Origin of the sequence: Clostridium sp., from assembly GCF_021372645.1 — a bacterium.
Taxonomy (GTDB): Bacteria; Bacillota; Clostridia; order Clostridiales; family Clostridiaceae; genus Clostridium.
In genome coordinates, this window is record NZ_JAJFUC010000057.1 from 1 (window position 1) to 23827 (window position 23827).

The 23827-nt window shown below is 26.7% G+C and carries 22 protein-coding genes; 18 read left to right on the forward strand and 4 right to left on the reverse strand.

Annotated features, from left to right (window positions below; all coding sequences use genetic code 11):
• Positions 1-122 precede the first annotated feature (122 nt).
• The 18 genes from LLF98_RS09520 to LLF98_RS09605 all read left to right on the forward strand — a co-directional run bounded on the left by LLF98_RS09520 (position 123) and on the right by LLF98_RS09605 (position 20359).
• Entirely contained in the window at positions 123-860 is a 738-nt protein-coding gene (locus LLF98_RS09520; protein ID WP_291702970.1) for a CpsD/CapB family tyrosine-protein kinase, read from the forward strand.
• Positions 861-1029: 169 nt separating this feature from the next.
• Positions 1030-1809, forward strand: a complete 780-nt coding sequence (locus tag LLF98_RS09525; RefSeq protein ID WP_291702973.1) for a CpsB/CapC family capsule biosynthesis tyrosine phosphatase — start codon at positions 1030-1032, stop codon at positions 1807-1809.
• 351 nt (positions 1810-2160) lie between these two features.
• Complete coding sequence (locus LLF98_RS09530) at positions 2161-2823, forward strand: sugar transferase (protein WP_291702975.1); 663 nt, start codon at positions 2161-2163, stop codon at positions 2821-2823.
• A gap of 249 nt (positions 2824-3072) precedes the next feature.
• The gene (locus LLF98_RS09535; protein ID WP_291702977.1) at positions 3073-4425 is read left to right on the forward strand and encodes a UDP-glucose/GDP-mannose dehydrogenase family protein; all 1353 of its coding nucleotides are present in this window, start codon (positions 3073-3075) and stop codon (positions 4423-4425) included.
• Between the two features lie 95 nt (positions 4426-4520).
• Positions 4521-4970: a PssD/Cps14F family polysaccharide biosynthesis glycosyltransferase gene (gene pssD, locus LLF98_RS09540; RefSeq protein ID WP_291702978.1), complete on the forward strand. Its 450-nt coding sequence runs from the start codon at positions 4521-4523 to the stop codon at positions 4968-4970.
• Positions 4967-5455: a PssE/Cps14G family polysaccharide biosynthesis glycosyltransferase gene (pssE, locus tag LLF98_RS09545; RefSeq protein WP_291702979.1), complete on the forward strand. Its 489-nt coding sequence runs from the start codon at positions 4967-4969 to the stop codon at positions 5453-5455. Before pssD ends, pssE begins: the two co-directional genes overlap by 4 nt.
• A gap of 82 nt (positions 5456-5537) precedes the next feature.
• Positions 5538-6614 carry a glycosyltransferase gene (locus LLF98_RS09550; protein WP_291702980.1) on the forward strand — a complete coding sequence of 359 codons (1077 nt, stop codon included), beginning with the start codon at positions 5538-5540 and terminating at the stop codon, positions 6612-6614.
• A 14-nt stretch (positions 6615-6628) separates the two neighbouring features.
• Positions 6629-7183, forward strand: a complete 555-nt coding sequence (locus LLF98_RS09555; RefSeq protein WP_291702981.1) for an acyltransferase — start codon at positions 6629-6631, stop codon at positions 7181-7183.
• 104 nt (positions 7184-7287) lie between these two features.
• Positions 7288-8505 carry a hypothetical protein gene (locus LLF98_RS09560; RefSeq protein WP_291702983.1) on the forward strand — a complete coding sequence of 406 codons (1218 nt, stop codon included), beginning with the start codon at positions 7288-7290 and terminating at the stop codon, positions 8503-8505.
• A 50-nt stretch (positions 8506-8555) separates the two neighbouring features.
• On the forward strand, positions 8556-9698 hold the full coding sequence (locus LLF98_RS09565; protein ID WP_291702985.1) for a glycosyltransferase family 1 protein: 1143 nt from the start codon (positions 8556-8558) through the stop codon (positions 9696-9698).
• Positions 9699-9783: 85 nt separating this feature from the next.
• Positions 9784-10752 carry a glycosyltransferase gene (locus LLF98_RS09570; RefSeq protein ID WP_291702986.1) on the forward strand — a complete coding sequence of 323 codons (969 nt, stop codon included), beginning with the start codon at positions 9784-9786 and terminating at the stop codon, positions 10750-10752.
• 113 nt (positions 10753-10865) lie between these two features.
• The gene (locus LLF98_RS09575; protein ID WP_291702988.1) at positions 10866-12047 is read left to right on the forward strand and encodes a glycosyltransferase family 4 protein; all 1182 of its coding nucleotides are present in this window, start codon (positions 10866-10868) and stop codon (positions 12045-12047) included.
• 95 nt (positions 12048-12142) lie between these two features.
• The gene (locus LLF98_RS09580) at positions 12143-13573 is read left to right on the forward strand and encodes a lipopolysaccharide biosynthesis protein (RefSeq protein ID WP_291702989.1); all 1431 of its coding nucleotides are present in this window, start codon (positions 12143-12145) and stop codon (positions 13571-13573) included.
• Between the two features lie 76 nt (positions 13574-13649).
• Positions 13650-14180, forward strand: coding sequence for a VanZ family protein (locus LLF98_RS09585; RefSeq protein ID WP_291702990.1), 531 nt, complete (start codon positions 13650-13652; stop codon positions 14178-14180).
• Positions 14181-14295: 115 nt separating this feature from the next.
• Positions 14296-16263, forward strand: coding sequence for an ABC transporter ATP-binding protein/permease (locus tag LLF98_RS09590; RefSeq protein ID WP_291702991.1), 1968 nt, complete (start codon positions 14296-14298; stop codon positions 16261-16263).
• A gap of 216 nt (positions 16264-16479) precedes the next feature.
• Complete coding sequence (locus LLF98_RS09595) at positions 16480-17589, forward strand: PrsW family intramembrane metalloprotease (protein ID WP_291702992.1); 1110 nt, start codon at positions 16480-16482, stop codon at positions 17587-17589.
• A 266-nt stretch (positions 17590-17855) separates the two neighbouring features.
• Positions 17856-19427 carry a hypothetical protein gene (locus tag LLF98_RS09600; protein WP_291702994.1) on the forward strand — a complete coding sequence of 524 codons (1572 nt, stop codon included), beginning with the start codon at positions 17856-17858 and terminating at the stop codon, positions 19425-19427.
• A gap of 299 nt (positions 19428-19726) precedes the next feature.
• Entirely contained in the window at positions 19727-20359 is a 633-nt protein-coding gene (locus LLF98_RS09605; protein WP_291702996.1) for an ankyrin repeat domain-containing protein, read from the forward strand.
• 129 nt (positions 20360-20488) lie between these two features.
• Here LLF98_RS09605 and LLF98_RS09610 read toward each other — a convergent pair whose 3' ends face one another.
• From LLF98_RS09610 to LLF98_RS09625, 4 genes are all read right to left on the reverse strand, one after another.
• Positions 20489-21043: a 3D domain-containing protein gene (locus LLF98_RS09610; protein WP_291702997.1), complete on the reverse strand. Its 555-nt coding sequence runs from the start codon at positions 21041-21043 to the stop codon at positions 20489-20491.
• Between the two features lie 420 nt (positions 21044-21463).
• Positions 21464-22342, reverse strand: coding sequence for an N-carbamoylputrescine amidase (gene aguB, locus LLF98_RS09615; protein WP_291702999.1), 879 nt, complete (start codon positions 22340-22342; stop codon positions 21464-21466).
• 19 nt (positions 22343-22361) lie between these two features.
• Positions 22362-23408 (reverse strand): agmatine/peptidylarginine deiminase, encoded by a 1047-nt coding sequence (locus LLF98_RS09620; protein WP_291703000.1) that lies wholly within the window; start codon positions 23406-23408, stop codon positions 22362-22364.
• A 201-nt stretch (positions 23409-23609) separates the two neighbouring features.
• Positions 23610-23774 carry a hypothetical protein gene (locus LLF98_RS09625; protein ID WP_291703001.1) on the reverse strand — a complete coding sequence of 55 codons (165 nt, stop codon included), beginning with the start codon at positions 23772-23774 and terminating at the stop codon, positions 23610-23612.
• Between the last annotated feature and the right edge of the window lie 53 nt (positions 23775-23827).

Consider the following 23827-nt stretch of genomic DNA (forward strand, 5'->3'; position numbering starts at 1 on the left):
GAACGAATGTGAGTCGAGTTTCCTTTAAGCAGAGAACCAAAATCATTGATTTTGTGTGAATCGCTTACTCAGCGAACGAATGTGAGTCGAGTTTCCTTTAAAGATTAGAAAGGTGTGAAAGTATGTCATTATTAAAAAGAATAGGAAGCTATAAAAAAGAAAAAGTAATGCTTGATAATAGAGTTCATGCAGGTTTTATAGTGGAAGATAAACCAAAATCAATAGTTGCAGAAACTTATAGAACTTTAAGAACTAATATACAGTATTCTTCCTTTGATAAAGAAATAAAAACTATAGCTGTTACAAGTGCAGAAATGGCAGAAGGAAAATCGACGGTTGCAGGAAATATTGCTTTATCATTTGCTCAAGGTGAAAAAAAAGTTATTTTAGTTGATTGTGATTTAAGAAAGCCATCAGTACATAAGAATTTTAAAACTTCAAATTTAGTTGGAGTCTCAGAAGTTTTGCTTGGAAAAGCTGTCCTTGAAAAAGCAGTACAGAAGCGTAATGATAATTTTTATTTTTTAACCTCAGGAAAAATTCCACCAAATCCATCAGAAATGTTAGCATCTTCAGCTATGACAACATTGATAGAAAAACTAAAAGAAGAATATGACATAATAATATTAGATACAGCACCACTTAAAGCAGTTACAGATGCTCAAATACTTTCAAGAAAAGTTGATGGGACTATTTTAGTTGTAAGAGCAGCAAAAACAAAGAGAGATGTAGTAATAGAAGCAAAGAATCTTTTAGATAAAGTAGGAGCAAACGTAATAGGAACTGTTTTGCATGCAGTAGAAAACACAAGAGGAAAATACTATTACTATTATGGAAATGAAGAAAATAAGGATAATTAGAAACGCACAATTGACAATGAAGGAAGAAAAGCCTCAGGCTTTTCAAAAAAATATATATTAGAAATCTTCTCTGAAGATTTTATCCGTAATTGTTAATTGTGCATTAATTGTAAATTGAATAGTTCTAATTGCAATTCAAGAATTGAGCATTGAAAAGAGGGTGAAGTTTATGATAGATATTCATTCGCATATATTGCCGGGCATTGATGATGGTTCTAAGAATATGGAAATGACTTTAGAAATGTTAAGAAATGCAGAAAGGGATGGAACTAAAGAAATAGTTGCCACTCCTCATTATTTATTAGAGTACGGAGAAGCTACTATTAATGAAGTTAAATTACTAGTAAAAGAAGTTAATTCTCTTATAGATAAAGAAGGACTTAATATAAAAATCTATAGTGGACAGGAAGTTTATTTTAATGAAAATATAATTGAAAATTTTATGGAAGGTAATATAGGAACTATAAATGATTCAAGATATATGCTAATTGAATTTCCGATGCATAGATTTGATAAAAATATATTCGAAACACTTTATGAACTACAAGTTAGAAATATTGTTCCGATAATAGCTCATCCAGAAAGATATAAACCCTTTAGAGAACAACATTCACTTATTAATGATTTTATTGAGGAAGGATATCTATTCCAGATGAATGCAGGAAGCATAGAAGGAAAGTTTGGAGAAGGCATTAAAAAGACTGCTAATTTATTTTTGGAAAATAATATATATAATTTTATGGGCTCAGATGCACATAATATAGAAAATAGAAATACAGGACTACAAAAAGCAATAAACATACTAAATGAAAAAAGTAAAAATAATAAAAAAATAAATGAACACATATTTGAAGACAGTTCTAAAAAATTATTAGAGAATGATCTAGTGAAGTTTATTGGAAAAAAAGTTAAAATAAAAAAATCAATATTTTCATTTCTTAAAATTTAATTTCACTAAAAAATTATCTAAAAGATTATCACCTGAATGAAATAGATGAGGGGGAAGCTCATCTGCTAGACAGATACCATAAAAAAGAAGATTAATTAAATATTTGTCATAAAACGCTATATTAGCAACTATTCTTTATATTGCTTAATATAGCGTTAATTGTGCGTTGAAAATTAGTATAACTTCATTGTAATATATCTAGTATGAAGTGTTGAAAAACATAATATATTATCTGTTAAGCTTATCTAAATGCAACAATAATTAAAATTGTTACTATCTAATTTAATATAATATTGAACACAAAAAAGCAAAACATATGGTTAAAAATTAATTACATAGGGCGGTGATAAAATGCAGCAACTAGGAATTAATAAGGGGGAAGGTATCTTACAAAATAGAACAGAACCTAGTGTTGAGTACTACTTTTTTAAAAGAACTAAGGACATAGTTTGTTCTTTAATTGGATTAATAATTTTGGCTCCAATATTTTTGCTTGTTGGAATTCTAATTAAATTGGAATCAAAAGGACCTGTATTTTTCTCTCAGGAGAGAATTGGAAAAGATGGGTGTAAATTTAAAATGTATAAGTTTAGGTCCATGGTTATCAATTCAGAAGAATTAAAAGAAAAATTATATAGTAAAAATGAGATGAGTGGACCAATGTTTAAGATGAAAGATGATCCGAGAGTTACTAAATTTGGTAAGGTTATAAGAAAGACAAGCATAGACGAACTTCCACAATTATTTAATGTTTTAAAAGGTGATATGAGTTTAGTTGGACCAAGACCATCACTTCCAAAAGAAGTAGAAAAATTTGATAAGTGGATGATGAAAAGATTAGAAGTAAGGCCAGGGCTTACATGTTACTGGCAAGTATTAGGAAGAAATGATATTGATTTTGAAGATTGGATGAAATTAGACATCAAATATGTAAGAGAACGAAGTATTTTAGTTGATATTAAGTTAATATTCAAAACATTTTTTGTATTGTTTGGAGACAAGCATGCAAGATAAAAAAGTGCTAAGCACTTTGATTAATGATGAAAAATGAATGATCAAGGAGAAAAGCTCAAAGAGAAAGTTCGAATAACCAAATATGAAATTTGGACTCTCACTTTTCCATTAGGGAATTTTAAACTTGTTAGGTGCTACGCACATAACAAGTTTAAATTTTATAAAGCAAAATATCCGTAATCATTCATTAATTTTGCTTTGCAAAATTTGTGCATTGATAATTGAGTATTAAAATATATGGAGGTAAATATGAAAATAGTAGTTGCAGGAACAGGATATGTAGGATTAGTTACAGGTACATGTCTTTCAGAAATAGGACATAATGTAACTTGTGTTGATATAGATAAAAACAAAGTTGAAATGATGAAACAAGGAATCTCACCTATATATGAACCAGGTTTAGATGAATTACTTAAAAGAAATCATGATGAAGGAAGATTAGATTTTACAATAGATTATAAAAATGCTTATAAAGATGCTGATTTAATATTTATAGGGGTTGGTACTCCAGAAAGAGAAGATGGATCAGCTAACTTAGATTATGTATTTAAGGTATGTAAACAAATTGCAGATAATGTTGAAAAAGATTGTTTAGTAGTAGTTAAATCAACAGTTCCAATAGGTACTAATGACAGAATTGAAGAATTTTTAAAAGAAAATGTTAAAAATGATATTCATATAGAAGTAGCTTCAAACCCAGAATTCTTAGCTCAAGGTACAGCTGTTGTTGATACTTTATATGCTAAGAGAATCGTAATTGGAGTTGAATCTAAAAAAGCAGAAGACCTTTTAAGAGAATTATATGAAGGATATAATCAACCAATAGTTGTTACTAATAGAAGAAGTGCAGAGATGGTTAAGTATGCTTCAAATGATTTCTTAGCTCTTAAGATATCATTTATGAATGAAATAGCAAATTTCTGTGAAATGGTTGGAGCAGATATTGAAGATGTAGCTAAAGGAATGAGCTTTGATCCAAGAATAGGAGATAAATTCTTAAATGCAGGAATTGGATATGGTGGATCATGCTTCCCTAAAGATACTAAAGCACTTCATTGGCTTGCGAATGATAATGGATATGAATTAAAAACAATAAAAGCAACAATTGAAGTAAATGAAAATCAAAAATATAAATTATTTAGACAAGCTAAAAATAAATTTGGAAGCTTAAAAGGATTAAAAGTAGCTGTACTTGGATTAACGTTTAAACCAGGAACAGATGACTTAAGAGAAGCTCCATCAATACCAAATGTAAGAAGATTACTAGATGAAGGTGTAGAAATAGTTGCATACGATCCAGTAGGAATTGATAACTTCAAGAAGTTATACCCAAATGAAATAACATATGTAAATACTCCAGAGGAAACTTTAAAAGATGCAGATATGGCATTTATATTTACAGAATGGAATGAAATTAAATCTTTAGATTTAAGGGAATATGAAGAGTTGATGTACACTCCAATTATTTTTGATGGAAGAAATTGCTATAAAGTAAAAGACGCTAAAGAAAGACAAGTAGATTATTATTCAATTGGAAGAAAAGCTGTATTAAATTTAGAAGAAACTGTTGCAAGCAAAGTAAAAACGGAAATGGCAATATAATAAGTATTTAAAGGGTTATAAGGCACAATCAAAAAAATAATAGACTAGTGTGCTTGTCTATTATTTTCTTTCATGTGTCTAAGGAGGAGAATATTATGAAGGTATGTTTTATAACGTCAAGTGGTGGCCACTTAACTCATTTAATTCAATTAAAAGAGTGGTGGAAATACAAGGAAAGATTCTGGGTAACTTTTGAAAAGGAAGATTCAAAATCTATTCTTAAAGATGAAAAAAAATATTGGTGCTACTTTCCTACCAATAGAAATATAAAGAATTTAATTAAAAACACTTTTTTATCAATAAAAATACTACTAAAAGAAAAGCCAGATTTAATTGTTAGTACTGGTGCAGCACCTGCAATTCCGTTTTTTTACATAGGGAAATTATTAGGTGCAAAGGTTGTTTATATTGAAGTATACGATAGAATTGAGAAGCCAACTATAACGGGGAAGGTAGTTTATCCAATAAGTGATTTGTTTATATTACAATGGGAAGAACAAAAGAAATTTTATCCAAAAGGACAAGTGTTGGAGGGATTATTTTGATATTTGTAACAGTAGGAACACACGAACAAGGAATGGACAGATTATTTATCCAATTGGATAAATTAATTGAAAGTGGGCATATTAAGGAAGAGGTATTTGCACAAATTGGATACTGCAATTATGTGCCTAAAAATTATGGGGTCAAAAAAATGATTGGGTATGATGAAATGGATGAATATGTGAGAAAGAGTGATATAATCATAACTCATGGAGGTCCAGGTAGTATATTTCATCCCCTTCAATATAATAAGGTTCCAATTGTGGTACCAAGAAATCCTGAATTTCATGAACATGTTGATGATCATCAAATACTTTTTACTAAAAGATTAGAAAAGAATTCAAAGATTATAGGAGTATATGATATTGAAGATTTAGAAAATGCAATAAGTAATTATAAAGAACTTTCTAAAAAATGCAATACTTATAGTTCTAGTAAAAATGAATTCATTAGAAAATTTGATAAAGTAATTAGTAAAATAATGTAACATTATAGAAGAATCATTAAACTAAGAATTTATTCTTAGTTTAATGATTTTTTATAAATATTGATTTTTAATGAGGTGAATAATGAACATATTATACATTAATAGAGGTATGGGACTCGGTGGAGTTGAAAAATGCATTGTTCAACTTTCCAAAGTATTTAATAATAGCAATAAAATTATAGTTGCTAGTAAGGGTGGAGAATTAACTCAAGAATTAAAAAAATTAAATATTAAACATTATAATATAATAAATACAGACTCTAAAAATCCGTTGAAGATATTAAAGAATTTGATAACTATATATAAAATAGTGAAAAGAGAAGATATAGATATAATTCATAGTCATCATAGAATGACAACATTATTGGTTAAAGCAATATCAAAATTTACTGAAGTCAAGGTTATACATACTCAACACTTATGTATTGAAGATAAGTTTAAATTAACTAATCTAGCTTTAAAAAATATTCAAACAATAACTGTAAGTGAAACAGCAAAAAGAATATTAATTGAAAAGGCTAATTTAGAAGAAAAGAATATAACTACTATATATAATACAATAGAAACTTGTTGTAATAACAAGATAGTAGATAACAGGCTTTTAAATTTAAAAGAAAAAGGATACTTTGTAGTAGCTCAAGTCAGTAGGATAGTAGATTATAAAGGAGTTTATGATTTTATTGAAGTTGCTAAAAAAACTGTTTTAGATAATGAAAAAATAAAATTCGTATTATTAGGTGACGGACCAGAATTAAATAATATCAAAGAAATTATTAAAAAAGAAAATTTAGAAAATTGTATATATTTATTAGGTTCAAAAGATAATATAATAGAGTACTTAAAATATATAGATTTATTACTTTTATGTTCGTATATAGAAGGCTTGCCTTTAACTCCATTAGAAGCATTTTCACAAGGAGTTCCAGTTATAGCAACTAATATTGATGGAACTAATGAAGAAATAGAAAATGGATATAATGGATATTTAGTAGAAACTAAAGATGTTGAGGCATTCAAAGAAAAAATACTTGAATTATATGAAGATAAAGAAAAATATGCTAACATGAAAAGTCATTGTATAGAAACCTTCAATAATAAATTCAATAATGAAATATATTTTAAATCACATTTTAAAATATACAAAGAATTCTTAAGTTAGGTGAAATTGAGACGATGATAGAAAAAAGTATTAAGTATGCGAAGGCGTTAATAAGAATTGCCATATTAAAAATTATATACAAAAGTAAACTAAAATTTAAATTTAGTGGAATAAAATCACTTTATATAGGAAAAGGAGTAAGAATAAAGATAAATAAAGGAAATATACTATCTTTTGGAAATAATGTTTATATTGATGATTATTGTAGCTTTGAATGTATAGAAGGAAGCATTTATGTAGGAGATAATACATTTTTTAATACCAATAATAAAATAGTATCTTTAAAAAAAATATCCATTGGATCAAATTGCTTATTTGGACCTAATGTGGGAATTTTTGATCATGATCACCGTTATGCTATTAATGATCTTCCAATAACATCTCAAGGATATAACACTGAAGAAATAAATATAGGTAATAACATTTGGATTGGATGCAATTGTACTATTACACGTGGCATAAAAATATGTGATAAAGTAGTTGTCGCTGCAAATTCTGTTGTAACTAAAAACATAATATCAAAAGGTGTATATGGTGGAGTTCCAAGTAAATTTATTAAAAGCTTATAAAGATAAATATATATAAACTTAATTTTATGGTTAAACTAGATTAGTAAATGTTTTATATTGAATCTTGAAATGAGGCTTTTAGTAATTTCAGAAGGGAGTAACAGATGCTTTTTATCTTAAATGTAATATTTGATATCTTCATTTTTCAAAATTGCTTAATTGTATATATTCCACAAGTAAATTATATTGATGAATTATTTACATTTATGTTAATTATCCTATCATTATTTTACATATTAAATAGAAACAATCATATAGCATTGTATTCTAGTGAAGTAAAGACAGCAGTATTATTTTTTATTTTATTATTTGTGGGGGCAATAGGTAATCTTCTACATCATATTCAACCTGCAAAGATTGCAATATATAAGGATATTTTAGCTATAAGCAAGTTTGTAGTTTGTTATATATGCACATTAATTGTATCAAATAATATAGATAAAGATTTATTATTAAAAAAAGTAGCTAAAAGATCAAGAATATACTTAACAATAATATTTGTATTTCTAATTATTAATGTAATTTATAATGTAGGAATGTCAATGGATGTACGATATGGAATAAGAAGTTATAAATTTTTATATCAGCATCCAACATATCTGGTGTCATCAATTGTTATATTTTTATGTGTAATTTTGAGTGATAGAAGAAAGAAGTTTGATATTTTTATTATATTTGAAGCTATAGTTATATTGCTTTTTACATTAAGAAATAAAGCATTTGTATTTGTACTAGGATATATTTTTATGAAAATAGTAATGAAATATACTAAATCTATAAAAATAAGGTACATATTAATACTTGCTGTTATAGGTATTTTTGCGACTTATAGCAAAATAATGGAGTATGCATCATATTATCTTACAGCAGCTCGTCCGGCATTATTTATTGTAGGTTATATGTTAGCTCGTAGATATTTTCCCTTTGGAAGTGGTTTTGGAACCTTTGCTTCGGAAATATCAGGGCAATATTATTCACCAATATATTATGAATATGGAATAAATGTAGTTACTGGTTTGGAAGAAACTGCGCATTCATATATTGGTGATACTTTTTGGCCTTATGTATATGGCCAATTTGGATTTTTAGGATTAGTTATATTTTTGTTAATCATATTAAACATATTTAAATCATTACAAAACAGATACCATCATAATAAAAAAACACAATTTTCAGCTTTTTTAATATTACTTTATATTTTAATAGCATCTACAGCAGAAGCTATATTTACTGATGTAACTGGTTGCTTTAGCTTTGCTGTAATTGCTGGATATTTAGGAAATAATTTTATAGGTCATAATTATCAAAAAAAATGTGAATAATATCTTAAAATGCAAATTAATTTATTGATATTTATAAAGGAAAGATTGTTATGAGGAATAAAACTTTAAGGGTACTTCAAATTGTAGATTCATTAGGAGCTGGAGGAATTCAAGCATTCATATTAAACATAAATAAAAACATGCACCTAGATAAAGTCAAGTTTGACTATGTAGTGTACAGAAATGAAAGAGATACTGAATTTTATGATAAAAGTGCTGAAAAAATGGGCGGGCAAATAATATGTTTGCAAAAAAATAATGGTATTAAAAGAATAAAATCATTTATAGATTTATATAAGCTTCAAAAAGATAAAAAGTATTATGTAGTACATATACATGGAGATCGTGTAAAAAGTTTTTTTGAAGCAATTGTTTTTAAGCTATGTAAAACACCTACAATAATAATGCATTCTCATAATGATAGAATGAGTAAAGATAAGAAACTATATTATCTACATCTAGGGATGCAAAATGCTATAAAACACCTTTGGAAATTTATAGTTGATTATGAATTTGCATGTTCAACTAATGCAGCAGAATGGATGTATTCTAAGTCAGATATAAGAAATTCCAGAGTAAAAGTAATAAATAATGGTATTGATGAAAAAAAGTTTATTTATAATGAAGAAGTAAGGCAAAAGTATAGAAAAAAGCTAAATGTTGAAGAAAAATTTGTTGTAGCTCATGTTGGACGTTTCAGTTATCAAAAGAATCATGATTTTTTAATTGATATTTTTAATTCAGTTAATAAACAATATAGTAACTCAGTTTTACTATTAATCGGAGATGGAGAATTAAAAGAAAAAATCATAGAAAAAGTTAGATTGCTAAATCTAGAGGATAAGGTAATATTTTATGGCCTTTGTGATGAAATTCATAATATATTACAAGCAGCTGATGTATTTGTTCTTCCATCACACTATGAAGGTTTACCTGTGGTTGGAATAGAAGTTCAAGCAAGCGGGCTAATGGCTGTGGCTTCCGATGCTATAAGCAATGAAATAAAAATAACTGATTACTGGACATCAGTTTCATTAAATAAATCTGCAGAAGAATGGGCAAATATAATTTTAAAATATAAAGATGGATATACTCGCGTGAATACATCTAAAGAAATTATGAGCTCAGGATTTAGTGCTAAAGGAATATCAAAAAAACTAGAAGATTTATATATGAATAATAGTAATAATTAAAAATGGTAATGATAATTAAGAATCGTAATAATTTATATAATAATTTAACATGAGAATAATTTAGTGCCTTAAGGAGAATTAATATATGATAAGTATTATTATTCCAGTCTATAATGTTGGAGAATATATTAAGGAATGTTTAGATAGTATTTTAATGCAAACTTATAAGGATTTACAAATAATAATTGTTGATGATGGTTCAAGTGATAACACAATGAATATTGTTAAAGAATATGAAGATAAATTTGAAAACGTTATTATATTGTATCAAAAAAATCAAGGTGTATCTGTTGCAAGAAATACAGCATTTGATTATATAAAGGGAGAATACACAATATATATTGATCCGGATGATTTTTTAGAATTAGATATGCTTGAAAATATGTATAATAGAGCAAAAAAAGATCATGTAGATATTGTAATAAGTGAATATTATGTATATTACAATGACAAAGATAATAGAAATTATATTGAAAAATATAATGTTGATTCAAGAGAAATCTATAACAATTATGATGTTATAGATTTTATGTTAAATTATGAATTACAAGGACAGTTATGGAATAAATTCTTTAAAACTGAATTATTGAAACAAATTAAATTTAAATTTGAACCTAATAGATACATTCAAGATGTTTTTCCAGTTTTTAAGGCAATCTATAAAAGCAAAGGGATAGCTTTTATAGATAAACCATTATATTATTACAGACAAAGGGCAACATCAACTGTTCATAAGAAGAATGCTAAATTGGCAGAAGATTATTATTTTGCTATGAGCAGTATTATTAATTATATAAAAGATAAAAATATAAAAGTAAATAAGAAGAGCTTAAGTATTTTTAAAATTAAAGTGTTATCACATTTTATTGCTCATTATACTAATTCTAATGAATACAATAACTTAAAAAGTTTTAAAGAAAGTAAATATAGTGAATTAAGTATAAAAAATAAAGATTTTCTATTTTTAAATGAAATATCCAAAGATGATAAAATTAAATTGTTTTTATGGAATTGTGGTTTATATCCAATGTTGAAGAAAATAAAAAATAGATAATGAATTGATAATAATGTGAACATTTATAAGAATTAGTATTTAATATATGTTCTAATTTAAAAGAATAGTATTCATATAATTTAATTAATCCAACTTAGAAATAAGGTGAAAATATGAAAATATGCTTTATAACAACTACAATTTTTAATTTAGGAGGAGTTCAAAGAGTATTATCTGTTTTGGCTAGTGAGCTAAGTAAAAACAATAAAGTAGATATAATATGTACAAATAATGATTTTGAAATTAACAGAGACATGTATGATTTAAATTTTGATGTTAATATAAACATTAATTCACAATTATTAAATAAAAAATTTACTAATAAAGTTATTTGTAAGGTTTTTCAAAAAGTAAATTTATCAACTGGAGTTTTTAATAATTTAAATATGAATGATATATCAACATATATATATTATCCTAATGAAATTCAAAATAGATTTATAGATTATTTTAATACGCAAAATTATGATGTTGTTATAGGCGTTGAAGGTTATTATAGTTTATTGCTTGGAATAATAAATGATAAATTAAATGCTAAAACCATAGGATGGCAGCATAATTCTTATGATGCTTACCTAAATAATAAAGATAAATATTACTGGAAACAAGATGAATTATTTAAAAAATATATACCAAAACTTAATAAATATATAGTCTTAACAAATGATGATAAAGCCAAATATAAAGAAAGACTTGGTATAGACTGTGAAGTAATATACAATCCTTTGAGTTTTGAATCACATATAAAATCTACTTGTAATGAAAAAAATATTATATTTGTTGGGAGGTTAATGGAACAACAAAAAGGATTAGATTTTCTTATTGAGGCATTTAATATAGTACATAAAGCAAAAGAAGATTGGATTTTAGATATAGTTGGTGATGGACCAGATAGAGAAAAGCTTATAAATAATATAAACAAGTATAATTTACAAGATAATGTTATCTTAATTGGTCAATCTGATAATGTTAAGAAACATTATTTAGAGTCGTCAATTTTCGTTTCAACTTCTAGATGGGAAGGCTTTGGTTTAGCTATTACAGAAGCAATGGAATGCGGCTTACCAGTAGTAGCTTTTGATAATTCAGGTCCAAAAGAAATAATAAACAAACCTAACATAAATGGAATTTTAGTAAAAAATCATAATGTTACTGAATTGGCTAATAAAATTATAAAATTAATAGAAGATGATGAAAAAAGAAAAAGTATATCTTTACAATCCATAAAAAGAGCACAAGATTTTAATGTAGATAATATTATTAAACAATGGACTGAAATTATAGAAAAACTATAGATATAATATCTATAACCAATTGAGCTCTTTGCATCTTATTGATTTTGAAATAATTATAGAAAAACCACAGATATTTATAACTTATGGGAGGAACGATGAAAAAATATTCAAATTTAAAAAATGGAATAATGATTACATTTATAGCTAAATACAGTAATATATTTGCTCAATTAATTATAAGCTCAGTATTAGCTAGATTATTATTACCAGAAGATTTTGGTATAATTGCGGTAATAACTGTATTTATATCATTTTTTAATATGTTAGGGGATATGGGAATTGGTCCAGCTATAATACAAAATAAGTCTTTGGATGAAAAAGAATTATCAGATATATTTAAATTTTCAATAATTGGAGCTATGATTATAGCAATTGGATTTTACTTTTTTTCTTACTTTATAGCTTTTTTCTATAACGATAAGATATATATAAAGTTAGGAGAATTATTATCTTTTTCTGTATTATTTTCAATATGTAACATAGTGCCAAATGCTATATTATATAAAGCACAAAAATTTAAACAAGTTGGGATAATAAATATTATTGTAAATGTAGTAGTTGGTATTTTTACAATATCTCTTGCTTTTAATGGTTTTGCCTATTATTCATTAATATTTGATTCAATATTAAAAAGTTTATTTATTTTTATACTATGCTTTAAAACATGTAAAATAAAAATAAGGAAAGGTTATTCATATAATTCTATAAAAAAGATACAAAATTATTCGAGTTTTCAGTTCCTATTTAATTTTATAAATTATTTTACTAGAAATCTAGATAATATATTAGTAGGTAAATTTCTAGGTGCATCAACATTAGGATATTATGATAAATCTTATAAACTTATGCTTTATCCAGTACAAAATTTAACTAATGTAATAACACCTGTATTGCATCCGGTATTATCTGAATACCAAAACCAAAAAGATATAATTTATGAAACATATATAAAGGTTGTGAAAGTTCTTGCGTATGTAGGTATTTTTATATCTGTATATTGTTTTTTCTCGGCAGACGAAATAATACATATAATGTATGGCCCAAATTGGGATAAGTCAATACCTGTTTTTAGAATACTTTCAATATCAATAGTAATGCAAATGGTATTATCAAGTATAGGATCAATATTTCAAGCTACAGGATATGTTAATAAATTGTTTTACACAGGAATAGTATCAGCATGTTTTACTGTAACAGCTATAGTTATTGGAGTAATGAGTAAAAATTTAAGTATATTAGCATTAGGATTAGTTATAGCATTTATACTGAACTTTATTCAATGCTTTTATGTATTAATCACTCAAATATTTGAAAAGAAGTTTAGTTCCTTTTTATTAGAATTAAAAAATATACTGATTATTGGAGCTTTAATGATTAGTGGATACATATTAATAAATAAAATAATCATAAATAATGTATTGTTGAGTGCAATATTTAAATTACTCGTTGGAACTATAACTTATTCTATAGGATTATATGTAACAAAAGAATATAAACTACTTAAAAAAATAACTTTTAGAAAATAAAGTTATCATCTAAAATTATTGAGGGGATTTAGTAGTTATCATATATAAAATATGTAATAGGGGAAGAGGTGACTAATTGAAGAAACTTATAATATTTTTGTGCTTATTTTGGATGGGATTCATATTTTACATGTCAAGCAATAATGGACAAATTTCACATAATGAAAGTAGCCAAGTAGTTAATTTAATTGAGAATACTCAAGAAAAATTGCAAACTAAAGCTAAAGATAAAACAACCGAAAAGTTGCAGGGGAATAAAGACACTATTAAGGTACAGCAAGTAAAAGAAAACAAACTAGATTATATAGTTAGAAAGAATGCCCATGGATTTATGTATATGGTATTAGCATTTTTAGTAAGTAGTATATTCTTTGTTTATAATAAAAAAGGAAAGGATGCAATAGTCTATATATTATTTATTTGTTTGTTTTATGCTGTAACTGATGAATTTCATCAATCTTTTGTACCAGGAAGAACTTCTTTAGCTAGTGATGTTCTAGTAGATTTTGGAGGAGCTTTAATAGGATTAGCATTTTTTTATATCTTTTATTATAAAATGTATAAAAGATATACACTTAAAAAAAGTGAAAATATAAAAATTCAATAAATAAAGTTTATATCAGTTTAGAGAGCAATGCTCTCTTTTTTTTAGTAAATAATTTATTTATGGATATAATATTAACTAAATGAACACTAAAGTTTGGTGGAGGAGTTTATGATTAATGAGTTTATTAGAATTAAAAAATATTAATAAGTACTATAAATTAAAAGATAATGAAGAATTTCATGTACTAGATAATATTAATCTGTCTTTCAATAAGGGGGAATTAGTGTCAATTATAGGTGAATCTGGAAGTGGAAAGTCTACATTAATGAATTTAATTGGAGGATTAGATTCTAATTATTCAGGTGAATTATTTGTAAATGGAAAAGAAATTAAGAAATTGAGAAAAAAAGAACTTGATAAATATAGGAAAAATGAAGTAGGGTTTATTTTTCAAAGCTTTAATTTAATAGGACATTTATCTGTTTTAGATAATGTAACAATTGCTATGACTTTATCAAATGTTCGAAAAAAGGAAAGGATAAAACGTGCAAAAGAAATATTAACTGATCTTGGATTAGAAAAGCATATTAATAAAAAACCAAATCAATTATCAGGAGGCCAAAAACAAAGAGTTGCTATAGCTAGAGCTTTAATTAATTATCCAGAAATAATTATTGCTGATGAACCAACAGGTAGCTTAGATTCAAAAACTACAATTCAAGTTTTAGAAATAATGAAGGATATTGCTAAAAGAGGGAAACTTGTAATTATGGTTACTCATTCTGAAAAAGTAGCATCTGCCTCAAGTAGAATAGTTAAAATAGCAGATGGTGAAATCATTGATAATAAAGAAGTCCTAAAATTAGATAATTCAAATATTTATGAGAAACAAGTTGATATTAATAAACAAAAACAAAATTTAAATATCATATCATCTATAAAGTTAGCACTTGTTAACATGAAGGAAAAACTTCCTCGTAATATACTTGTTTCTATAGGTAGTAGTATAGGAATAATGAGTGTTATCTTAATGTTATCTTTAGGGAATGGAGTTAAAACTTATTTTAATAAAACTATGAATAGTTATGTTAATCCTTTAGTGATAGAAGTTAATATGCCTAGTCAAGAAGATGAAAATATTAATTTGGATGTTACAACCATACAAAAACCAGATGTTAATTCCACTAAGCCATTTGAAGAAAGTGATATTGATACTTTATCTAAAATAGAAAATGTATCTTCTGTAGAAAAGGGATATACTATAATTTCTTTGGGCGTTAATACACTAGTTTATAACGGTAAAGGTAGTAATTTAATGAAAATTTCAACTATATCATCAAATATAACAAATTCCAATGTTGAAAAAGGAGCTTTGCCTAAAGAGGGAGAAATATTAATTAATAAAGCTTTAAGTGATAAGTTAGGAGAAGGTATTATTAGTCAAAAAGTCAATCTACACATTCTGGTAAATCAAAAAGTTTTAAATAAAGATTTTATTGTAAGTGGCATTTATACTACAACAGGTGGAGATTTGACTGCAGCAATGAAATCTGTTTTTTTGAATTATTCAGATTTAGAAAAATTTTATTCAGATAATAATTATAAATTAAAGCCAAATGTAGTTTATGTTAATACAACTAGTAGCAAGTATACAACTAGAATTAAGGAAAAAGTTAAAGAACTTGGTTATTCAGAATCTTCTCAAGAACAAATGACATCTATGTTTAATCAAATGATAGATATTTTAACATATGTATTATCAGGGATTGCAGCAATATCTTTAGTAGTATCAGCAATTATGATAATAGTTGTTATGTATATTAGTGTTGTAGAGAGAACGAAAGAAATAGGAATAATTAAAGCTATTGGTGCCCGGAAAAAAGATATACGTAGAATTTTTGTTTCTGAAGCATTTTTAATAGGACTTTTCAGTGGTACCATAGGGCTTGTAGGTGCATATTTTATATCGAAAGGCATAAATATTATGTCAAATAAATTGTTTGATGTAAGCTTAGTTTTAATAAAGAATTTTTATGGAATACTTGGGGTAGGTGTAAGTATTGTTATAAGTACATTAGCTGGATTATTACCAGCTAATAAAGCAGCTAAATTAGATCCAGTAGAATCTTTAAGAAGGGAATAAAATGTAGTTTTGAGCAGTAATTTTATAAAAATAAATTACTGCCTTTTATAATATCCTTGATTATATGAGTGGGATTTAAATAACCAAATCCAAGTAGATAATAAAAAAGTTGCATTTTATCATTAGGGAGAACTTGGATTAGCAAATAGAAAACTTGAATTACAAAAAGAAAATCGGGGAAAAATAGTTGGATAGAAAAATAAGGAGGGTTAAGATATGGAGGAAAATATAAAGTATTGTCCAAATTGTAGAGAAAAAGTTTTGAACAATTCCAAGTTTTGTAGTACGTGCGGTTTTAATCTTTCTGATAATCAAAATTATGCTAAAAGGGAAGAACAAACTAAGAGTGAATCTGGTGCATTCACAAACACAGTAAATATAATGGCTGATGGAAGTGGGCAAGTAGATTTAAGATTAACAGATTTAATAATTAATGTATTTAAGAAACATACTTTAGAAGAAAGAGAGAATACTTTTATTTGTGGAACAGCAAAAACAGCGCCAAAAGAGGGAGATATTTGTTCGAAATGGCCTAAGCCTTGGTTATACTCAAGAGTATTTTTCTTATTTGCAATGACTTTTCTTGGATTGGTAGGCTTGTTAAGAATTTTTGAAAATATTTTAGCATATCCAGGAATTATATTTATAGGTGCTTTAGCAGTTCCATTTTCATTACTTGTTTTTTTCTGGGAATTAAATGCGCCGAGAAATATTAACATTTTTGATGTAATTAAAATATTCTTTTTTGGAGGTGTGTCATCTTTACTTTTAACAATGATATTAAGTCGTATAGTTGTTGTAGGAGAAGTGGATTATCACGGTGCAATTATGATAGCTATTATTGAAGAATCAGCAAAGTTTGTTGTAGTTGCATATTTTCTAAGAGGAAGTACTCGAAAATATATTTTAAATGGACTCCTACTCGGAGCAGCAGTTGGAGCAGGATTTGCAGTATTTGAAACAGCTGGATATGAATTTGCTTATGGATTACAAATTCCAATAATGATGAGAATAATATATACTAGAGGAGTTTTAGCCTTTGGAGGTCATATTGTTTGGGCAGCTATGTCTGGAGCAGCATTAGTAATGGTAAAGGAAGATAACAAATTAAAAATGAAACATATTATGGATATTAGATTTCTTAAATATTTTATTATTACAATTGGATTACATGCAATTTGGGATATGCCTATAAGTATTAATAGTGAACTTCCATTTGTTCAAGTAATACTTACAATAACTGCATGGATTATTGTGATAATATTTATTAGTGCGGGTTTAAAACAAATTTCAAGCTTAAATCATGGTAGAAAAAAGATATTATAAATTTCAGAAGAATATGATACTATACTTAAATGGCTAGTTACAAAATTGAGTAACTAGCCTTTTACTTTATGTTATTTTTTAGAAATTCTTAATAATATCGTATAGTCCTATGAACAATAATGTTCATATATATAACTATCTGTGGTAAAATATACTAGTATAATGATAAGTAGTTCATTTTAGATAATATACTTGGTAAATATAAAAAAATACAGAGTAAATAAGTGATTTTCAAAAAGTATAATTAATATATAAAGGAGATAGACATGCCTAATATTTTTGATGGACTTAGAAAAATTTCGGACAAGGATATGATTGAACAAATTGCATTACTTGAAACTATGAACATAACTAATATATCAAAGCCAATTGTACAAAAGGCTAAGAAGAAGACTATAAGTATAATTAACTTTTTAGGGAATAAAATTGGGAAAAATAGTATGATAGAAGAGCCTGAAGTAAAAGAAATATGGACTTTGGTTGATGAAAAGAAAGATGAATTAAAAAATTATACAAGAGCAGACCTAGATGAAAGATTATTAAATATTCTTATTGAGAAATCTAAAAATGATATAGAAGATTCAACAGAAGATGAAATATCAATAGAAATAATAGAAGAAGCTGCTAAATTATATAAACTTTATAAAAACTCGACTCCATGTCAGAAAGCTGATAATATTTATTTGAAATACTGCGAAAAACTTAGTGGAAAAGCTAAAGAATATTTAAATGAGCAACCCTTCATTGATTTACAAGAGACAACCGAGAATATAGAAGAAATTTTAAATAATATGGATGAAGAACAAAAGAAAGAATTTACACAGTCGGTAGATGTTGAAAAATTAACATTAATGAATACTTGGAAAAAAATAGATAGACAGCATTTTGCAAGACTTATAATGTTATCAGTAAAAGCTTATGGAGGTAGATTTACACCAAAGGAAGAAATACTTCCAAGCTTTATAGAAAATGAAAAAGAAGATGAAATAACAAAAAGAGAAGAAGAGTTAAAAAAATCACAAGAAGAATTATTGAAATTTAAAAGTAAAATAGAATTATACAAAGATAAAATAAATACAGTAGAAAACAATTTACAAAAAGAAAATCGTTTATTAAATAATGCAATTAAAGATAAAAATCAAGCAGAAGAAGATATAATATATTTAGAGAAAATGGATAATAAGTTAGAAGCAGTAAAAAAATTACAAGAAGATGAATTAAAAGAAATTAAGGGGCAATTAGAAACTGCAGTATTAGTAGAAGAATTAGATTTATTAATGGAAAAATTCAAAGTAGTTAAATTTAATACAATTGATATTAATAATAAAATTTCTGATAATAATATAGAGTATATATATAAAAATCAACTAATAGCAGATAATAATCTGATAATAGCAAGCGAAGAAAAAACTATAAAAAAGATTGATAGTGAAGTTCAACAAATTAAAATGGAAGCAGAGAATTTAATAAAGGCTTATAATGAAAAAAAAGAAGAAGTACATAAAAAAGAAGAAGAAAAAAGAAATGAAATCTTTGAAAGTTGGAGCAAATTCTTCAATAAATTCACCTTTGAGTTTAATGACTTAAGCAATGTTGTGAAATTTTCTAGAAAGGAATTACTTCATATTGAAGAATGTTTATATGAATTGCACTTTATAAAAGATCCAATGGCAATAAGCATGGGATTAATAGAGAGTAACGGTAATAAAAAAGAAAAAGAGGACTATCAATATATAGATGTAAGTTTTCCCGATCAGTTTCAAGTTGAAATACAGTATAAAGTATTAGATAATGAAGAAAAAAATATACATATAGTAGAAATTACTACTAAATTTTAGCTAAGGTAATAACTGTAAATAAAAATTTCAGAAAACTATTGAATGACTAGTTATAAAATTAAGTAACTAATCATTTTAATTTTTACGGTATATCAGAGGTCTATGAGGTCGGGGGAGGCTTGTACTTACAATCAAGATTTCTAATATATCTTATATAAGATTGCCTGCTAAGTAGTCTATCATTTGATTTTTTTAAAATTGAAGAATACGGTATTTATTAAAAATGCTATAATAAGAGTATATTGTGATGATTAAATCACAAAATTAAAAACGTGACACATTATTAGGAGGCAATTATAATGAAGATTTATGATATTTTGTTTGGTTCAAGACCAAAATCTATTTCAAGAATAATAGAAGAGGGGAATTTGGATGAACTTAAAATTTTCATAGAAAATGAAGGCGATGTTAATGCAGAATATGATGGTAAGAGTTTGCTTCATTTCGCTATAGATAATTGTGAAAACAATTATTTTAAAGTAGTAGAAATTTTAATCAATAACGGTGCAGACATCAACAGTCACCAAAGCTATTTAAAAGAAACACCAATGCACAGAATATGTGCAAGAATAAAACCTAAAATTGATGTTGCTGAACTTTTATTAGATAGAGGAACTAAAGTAAATGCTGAAAATATATCAGGTAAAACTCCTGTCTTTTACTGCAATTTCAGTTATTCTGTAGAACTTTTGAACCTTCTTATAAAATATGGAGCAGATATCAAACATACTGATAAGTACAACAATACTCTCTTGCATGATGATTATTTGAATTGTAATACAGAAACTTTCGAAGATTTTTTAAAAGTTCTTATATCTCTTGATTTTGATATAAATTCAAAAAATAATGCAGGGCATACTCCACTGTATCTGTGTCAAGATAAATTTATTGAAAATATACTAATAAAATATGGAGGAAAGGTAAGCCTATAAGTAAACAAAAATTCATGATGTTATAAATATAAACTTGCTACAAAGATTTTAAGATAACTTTGCTGAAAGTATGAATATGGAAAGTGAATCTAATGTACATAGGAAAGAAATAGTATGATTTATGTGAAATTATATTTTAACTATATAACCCTGAACCTTCTGTACCCCATAGCTGTTTACTCTACGTGAGTATTCTCTATCACTTTCACCAGGTTCTCTTTCTATATAGACATCTAATCTATTGTCTACACCAAAATATTTATCAGAGCCTTTATCATTAACAATAACTTGACCATAACTTTCTAAATTTATTTTAGTGTTTTGAGGGATCACGTTATTAGCTACACCACCTGGTGATAGTGGTTTGTTTTGACAAGTAACTGCACCGGCACTGCTATTTTCAGATTCAAGAGACGTATAAAAAGTGAGTATAAACTCTTTTAATTCAGGTTCATTCTTTTTTTCTTCATTTTGCATTTCTATTTCTTTTTGTTTGAATTTTTCGTCTTGCAGTTCAATTGGATTTTCAATTAATTTAAGGTTATCTTTATGTACAATTTCTATATTGTTATCTTCTACAACTTCTGTTGCTAAAGCTTGAAATGGTGTTAATGTGCTTATATTATAAGTATTAAATAGAAATAAAAAACTTAATAAGCACATTAATCTATTTACTATTAGCATATAGCCACTCTCCTTTGATGCATATATAATGCAACATAATAGAATTTATTAATAAATTATAACTCTATTGTAAAATATTTACAATATTTTCTTTTTTCAAGAGTATTATTATCGATTGATTTAGGTGCTATTGAAATAGACCAAGTGGTCAAGGGATTAATTTCTATAAATATATCAGAAATCAATATAAATATTGAGATAATTTAAAGACATTTAAGATAGACAGAAACGAAAATATAATAACAGGGAGAGGTATTAAATCTAGGTAGAAATAATTCTAATGAAGAGTATACATGTTTTTATAATACTGTATTAAAGGACTTTGAACAGTGAAATTAGATACAAGTTTTGGGGAATAATTTCAATGCTAAAGTTTAAAATAAATAAAGCAAACTAGTTAAATTCTAGCTTGCTTTATTTTTATTTAATGATCAAGTCCCCATCATAAGATGTAATAATCTTGTATAAATCAGGACGGCGATCTCTAAATATTCCCCATTCGATACGTTGTGTTTCTAGCTGATCTAGGTCAAATTCAGCTACGAGTACGGTTTCTTCTGTACGGTTAGCTTCCGCAATCTTATTTCCTTGTGGTCCTGCAATAAAGGAAGAACCGTAAAATGTTATTTTAGAGCTGTCATCTTCCTCAACACCGATACGATTAGATGCAATCACAGGTATTAAATTAGCGGCAGCATGCCCGAGCATGCAAGTCTGCCAGTGATCTTTAGAGTCTATGGATTGATCCTCAGGTTCTGATCCAATAGCTGTTGGATAAAAGAGTATTTCAGCTCCCATTAAAGTCATGCATCTAGCTGCTTCTGGATACCATTGATCCCAGCAGACACCTATACCAATTTTACCATAGCGGGTATTCCATACTTTAAAGCCTGTATCTCCTGGATTAAAGTAGAATTTTTCTTCATAGCCTGGACCATCAGGAATATGACTCTTTCTATATGTTCCAAGTATTTCTCCAGTAGCATCAATTACTGCTAATGCGTTATATCTTGCATAATTTTTCTTTTCATAAAAACTTATTGGAAGTACAACCTTAAGTTCTTTAGCAATTTCCTTAAAATGATTGATTGCTTTATTTTGTTCTAATTCTGTAGCATATACATAATAATCAGATTTTTCCTTTTGGCAAAAATATGGTGTTTCAAACAGCTCTTGAAGCAGAATGATTTGAGCGCCTTGTTTTGCAGCTTCGCGTACAAGATTTTCTGCCTTAGAAATATTTTCATCAATATTATTAGAACAGCTCATTTGTGTAGCTGCAACTTTAACTTTTCTCATGTTTATCACCTCATCTTATTTATGATAATGTTTTAGCATTTTTAGAAATTGGCATTTGTTGAGTAGTGCAATGCACATTTCCACCCTCTTTAATAACAGCCATTCCATCTACTGTTCTAACTTTTCTATTAGGAAAAGCTTCACTTAATACTTTTTCAGCCATTTTATCAGTTGCATCAGCATTGCCACCAAAAGTAGGTAAAATAATACCATCATTTACAAAGTAGAAGTTTAAATAGCTTAAAGTTAACCTTTCACCTTCATACTCATATTTTGGAGGTTGACAAATAGGAATAATTTCAAACTTTCTTCCTTTTGCATCTGTTACACCTTTTAGTATTTCAAGATTTTCCAAAGTGATTTTGTAGTTTTCATCCTCTGGATCATCACAAGTCTGCATAATTATTTTACCTGGTGCTGCAAAACAAGCAATATTATCCACATGACCATCAGTTTCATCACAATATAAACCATTTTTAAGCCAAATAACTTTTTCTATATTTAAGTATTGCTTTAAGTAATTTTCGATTTGTTCTCTAGTAAGTTTTGGATTTCTATTAGGATTTAATAAGCATTCTTCCGTAGTAATTAGAGTTCCTTCTCCATCTACATGAATAGAACCTCCCTCCATAACAAGAGGTGCATCAAATTTCTTGACATTAAAGTGCTCTAGGATTTTAGGAGCTACTTTATCATCTAAATCCCAGGGCGCATATTTACATCCCCATGCATTAAAGTGCCAATTCACTCCTGCTAAATTTCCTTTTTCATCTATTAGAAATGTTGGACCATTATCTCGAAACCATGCATCATTATGATCAATAGGAAGACATTCTATATTAGATGATTGAAAAAGCTTTTGCACTTGTATTAATTCCTTTGGGTTTACAATGACTGAAACTGGTTCAAATTCAGCAATTGCTCGAATAAATGCAGCATACCCAAGGCATACACTTTCATGATTTTCTGGATGACACATAGATTCTTTAACTGGCCATGAAATGAACGTACGCTCATGAGTAGTCCATTCAGCAGGCATTTTATAATTAAAATCTTTTGGATACATATAATACCCCTTTTCTTTATCATTATTTATTATATTACCTATAATATAATAAACTTCCACTCAAATCAATGTCAATATTCTATTTCTAAGTCTGCTTTAACTAATGGATTCAAATGAAATTATAGATTGGAAAAAGATAATATTTGAATGCAAAATGTAACCAAGTGGATCTTCGCTTGGTTACATTTTGCATTCAAATATTTAATTACCGAATCTGTTGAAATGTCGACTTTTAAAGCCCTCATTCTTTATAGACTTATGTTTTGCATTAGGATTATGGTTATGTCCTTCTTCAGTTATTGGAGTTTGATAATTACATTTTTCCATTCTTGCTATTTTATTATCTGGTTGGCTATCTTTTCCCATTAAAATACCTCCTTAGTATAGTATTTTCACAGAGTTAGTTTATACAATACTAT